Origin of the sequence: Dapis purpurea BLCC-M126, from assembly GCF_050015975.1 — a bacterium.
Lineage (GTDB): Bacteria > Cyanobacteriota > Cyanobacteriia > Cyanobacteriales > Microcoleaceae > Trichodesmium.
The window spans coordinates 1-4,728 of the sequence record NZ_JBNHER010000006.1 but is presented as its reverse complement, the minus strand read 5'-3'; the positions used below and the strand labels follow the sequence as shown (position 1 = coordinate 4,728).

General features: G+C 40.2%; 3 protein-coding genes. 2 read left to right on the top strand and 1 reads right to left on the bottom strand.

Features of this window, described 5'->3' with window-relative positions; all coding sequences use genetic code 11:
* The coding region (locus tag ACP6PL_RS01405; protein WP_426541770.1) for a CHAT domain-containing tetratricopeptide repeat protein at positions 1-2,540 on the top strand (2,540 nt) is incomplete at its 5' end.
* 245 nt (positions 2,541-2,785) lie between these two features.
* Positions 2,786-3,097, top strand: coding sequence for a hypothetical protein (locus ACP6PL_RS01400; protein ID WP_426541768.1), 312 nt, complete (start codon positions 2,786-2,788; stop codon positions 3,095-3,097).
* Positions 3,098-3,263: 166 nt separating this feature from the next.
* On the opposite strand, the gene ACP6PL_RS01395 is transcribed toward ACP6PL_RS01400, so the two are convergent.
* Complete coding sequence (locus ACP6PL_RS01395) at positions 3,264-4,169, bottom strand: spondin domain-containing protein (protein WP_426541766.1); 906 nt, start codon at positions 4,167-4,169, stop codon at positions 3,264-3,266.
* Positions 4,170-4,728 lie beyond the last annotated feature (559 nt).

Sequence of the window (4,728 nt, the reverse complement as noted above, 5' to 3'; positions counted from 1 at the left end):
AAGCCCAAGGGAAGTACACAGAAGCCTTACCCCTATACCAAAGGTCTCTAGCAATCACAGAGAAAGCAGGAGCTGACCATCCATACGTTGCCACCAGCCTACTCAACCTGGCATCACTCTACCAAGCCCAAGGGAAGTACACAGAAGCCTTACCCCTATACCAAAGGTCTCTAGCAATATTAGAGAAAGTATTAGGAGCTGACCATCCAAAGGTTGCCACCAGCCTCAACAACTTGGCAGAAATGTATCGTGCCCAAGGGAAGTACAAAGAAGCCTTACCTCTATGCCAAAGGTCTCTGGCAATTGATGAAAAAATATTGGGAGCAGAACATCCCTCGGTTGCCACCACCCTTAACAACCTAGCATTACTGTACCAAACCCAAGGAAAGTACAAAGAAGCCTTACCCCTATACCAAAGGTCTCTGGCAATTGATGAAAAAATATTAGGAGCAGAACATCCCTCGGTTGCCACCAGCCTGCTCAACCTGGCAGGACCATACCTTCTACAAGGGAAGTACACAGAAGCCTTACCCCTATACCAAAAGTCTCTGGCAATCGCAGAAAAAGCATCAGGAACTGAAAATCCACAGGTTGCCACCATCCTCAACAACCTGGCATTACTGTACTCTTACCAAGGGAAGTACACAGAAGCCTTACCTCTATTCCAAAAGTCTCTGGCAATCATAGAGAAAGCATTAGGAGCAGAACATCCATGGGTTATCAGCAGCCTCACCAACTTGGGAACACTGTACCAAGTCCAAGGAAATATAACCAGTGCTATTGAATATTTCACCCAGGGAATGGAAGTAGAAGAAACCACCCTCACTTCCTTGCTTGCCACAGGTTCTGAAAGCCAAAAACAAGCTTCCATGAGAATGCTCTCAGACACAACTTACCAAAAAATATCTCTACACCTCCAAGACGCACCCAATAACCCAGACGCAGCCAACCTCGCCCTCACCACTATCCTCCGGCGCAAAGGTCGTATCCTCGACTCTACTATCAACTCCCTCCAAACCATCCGTGACAACCTCACCCCAGAAAATCAAAAACTCCTCGACAACCTGGCAACCACTCGCTCTCAAGTAGCTGCCCTCATCTACAACAAACCCGAAAATCTCCCACCAGAACAATATCGCCAACAAGTAGCTACTCTCAAAGGCAAAGCAGAGAAATTAGAAGCTGACCTTTCTCTTGCTAGTGCAGAGTTTGCTAACGCAACTGAACCAGTAACTATTGAAACAGTGCAAAAGTTAATTCCTGCTGATGCAGCATTAGTAGAAATTATCCAATATTACCCTTTTGATGCCAAAGCTAAACGAGGTGAACAATGGGGAAGACCCCACTACGCAGCCTACATCCTCCATTCCACAGGCGCACCCCAATGGATAGACTTAGGACTAGGAGAACCCATCAATAACACCATCACTGAATTTCGCAATAATTTATCCCAACCCAATAGTTCCATCCAAGAAGTTGCCCGTACCTTAGACCAACAAGTAATGGAACCCATCCGCCAAAAGTTAGACAACGCCAAACACATCCTCTTATCCCCAGACTCCCAACTTAACCTCATTCCCTTTGCTACTTTAGTCGATGAAAACAACCAATATTTAATCCAAAACTATAATATTACCTACCTCACCACCGGACGCGACTTAATTAAACTTGAAATTGACTTCCCCACCAAACAACCACCTCTATTAGTTGCCAACCCCGAATACGACACCCCAGGCAACCCCACTTCTATTCAACTGGTTGCTAATAATAAAAGACGTGGTATCAGTAACAAACCCACTAGAGATTTAGGCAGTATTTTATTTGCTCCTGAAAACTTAAGTTTTGCACCATTACAAGGAACAAAAGCAGAAGCAGAAGCTATTGCACCGATGTTATCAGATGTGACTCTGTTAACGGAGTCGAATGCCACAGAAAATGCGATTAAACAAGTGAATGCACCAGAAATACTGCATATTGCTACCCACGGTTTCTTTCTGGAAGATTTAGAAGAAGTTGCACCATCTAGCTTATTCGACAGGGGAGGTTTAATTGTCGAACCTGATTTTAATGCACCCAGGGTTCGAGTTGCACCAGAAAATTTAGAAAATCCATTATTACGTTCTGGTATTGCTTTAGCAGGATTTAACCCTCGTCAAAGTGGAAACGAAGATGGAGTAATGACGGCGTTAGAAATTGCTAATTTAAGGTTGGGTGGTACGAAGTTAGTAGTATTATCTGCTTGCGATACGGGAGTCGGAGATGTAAATGTGGGAGAAGGAGTTTATGGTTTGCGTCGGGCATTATCTCTAGCAGGTAGTGAAAGTCAGGTAATTAGTTTATGGAAAGTGGATGATTTTGGTACGAAAGATTTGATGGTGAAATATTATCAACGGGTATTGGATAATGAGGGGCGATCGGAAGCAATGCGACAAACGCAGTTAGAAATGTTGGGAACAGAAAAATATCAACATCCCTATTATTGGGCGTCGTTTATTCCGTCTGGAGATTGGAGAGCGATCGCCCATCGCTCTGTTGAATGATAATCCTGTAGGGACGTTTTGCTGCGCAACATGAAACGCATTTTTGTTATGCAACGTCCCTACTTTTGAAAAGCGCTGTAATATGATGTCCGGATAATCAAGTTTTTGTTTGTAGTAGGGCTTGAGCAATATCTATCTATTATCGGGCTAAAGCCCTACTACGAGCTTTAATTATAACTGAAATTACCTAACAGCGTTAGTAGTAGATCATATCAAATCCTGATAATTACTATAGAGGTTTAATCATGAAAAATAACACAATTAATTTGATTGTACTAACAAAGTTAATCCTGAGATTTAAAAGATTATTATTGATATTTTTTGCAGCTTTAATAGGCATATTTTTTGTAGACACAAGTAACAATTTATCGCCTTTTAAAATTACAACCAAGGTATTGGCTCAAACTTTAGACCAGAGTAAATCTCAAGCTCAACAATTAAAACAACAAGGAACTGAATTAGCTAAAAAGGGTGAACTAGAAGCTGCCAAAAAACTCATTCAACAATCCTTAAAAATTTATCAATCTATAATCCTTAAAAATTTATCAATCTATTAGCGATCGCCTTGGTGCTGGAGTTTAGAGAAGGGAAAACGAGGGATAAAGATATCAGGACTTACGCAGGGGTACTATATATAGAGTGCAAAAACTATAGTGCTATAGTTTTTAAAACTATATAAATGGTCTGTGCGTAAGTCCTAGATATGTTATGTGTCGAGAAAAATTAGTTAAAGTGATTATTGCGACGACGTAAACCACCAAAGACGAATAATCCAACCATGGCTATTAAACCCACAGTGGTAGATGGTTCGGGAACGGACTCCACACTGATGGTGATACTAGCAATCCCGTTGGGATAAAGAGTTGTATCATTGAAATTGAGGTTACCAAAAGCCGTATCAAAATTGTCTGGTCTATTGAGGAAATTAGCATAAGGATCGGTAACATTGGCATTAACTCCATTTTCATCAGCCCCCTGATTTGGTCCACCTTGTCCGGCAGGTAATCCTGGAAACAAACCGTTACCGGCAGAAGTAGAAAAATTATTGACTTCTGTTCCAGCATCATTAACGGTTCCGGGGCGTCCAATGTTAAAGGAAATTTGGCTTTGATTTCCTGTAAATAAATCCATTAAATCGAAAGCAAAGGGATCACCATTGGCAACATAATAATCATTAGAAGGAAGAACCATCGATACATAAGAGAACCATCGATTAGATAAATCGGCGGTTACGTCAAATGTACTCATAGCCTTAGTTCCTGCGGTGATAGGAGCACCACCAATGGTACCATCAACACGGGTTCCCTCTTGATTTGAGTCGAACACTCCACTCATACCATCTTTAACATAGGTTTTATTGTTGAGAAAGTCCTTGGAGATGAACTCAGTATTGCCATCCTCAGCAATTCTCTCTAACCCTTCCTCGGAGGGAAGTCCCCCGTTATAACTATCAAAGCTACCGTCATGAAATCCCACCCAAACAGGGGTTAAGGCGGCACCACCATAGGGACCAAGATTTTCTACTTCTACTTTTAAGGTTAATGCTTGCGCAACAGATGCTGTAGTGATAACAGAACTAACACTTACAAGTGTTAATAATGCTTTACTATTTTTGAATAAGTTGGTCATGGTAGAATTAATTCACAATCTGATCAATTATTTGGTCATCAGTCTAATGAGACTATCTGAGAATTCTCTGAGAGATTTATAAATTTTTTCTCAGTTATAAGCGGCTTATAGTATAATTAAACTTTTAAAAACGTCACCCCCTTTTAATAAATTCTTAATATGTTTCATATGTTTCATTAGCAAAAGCAACCACAAATTTAAAATCTTTACTAAATATTCATCAAACTCTAGTTTTTTATATTTTCTTTGTGATTACAACGAGTTTTACTCATCTTTAAAAAAATTGATATGTATAGACTATATAGCGATCGCTTGTCCAGAAATATAATTACTAACCGCAAGTAAAGGAAAGAATTTATAGCACATTTTAGGTTAATGTGATAGCAAATCTGCCTATCTGTTTAAATATTTCTAGCTAATTATAGCCGTTTTCACAAAGGTAGACTACAAAATTTCTTCCTTCTCTCCTAGATAACTAAAGCCTTCTCTCCTAGATAACTAAAGCCTTCTCTCCTAGATAACTAAAGCCTTCTCTCCTAGATAACTAAAGCCTTCTTCC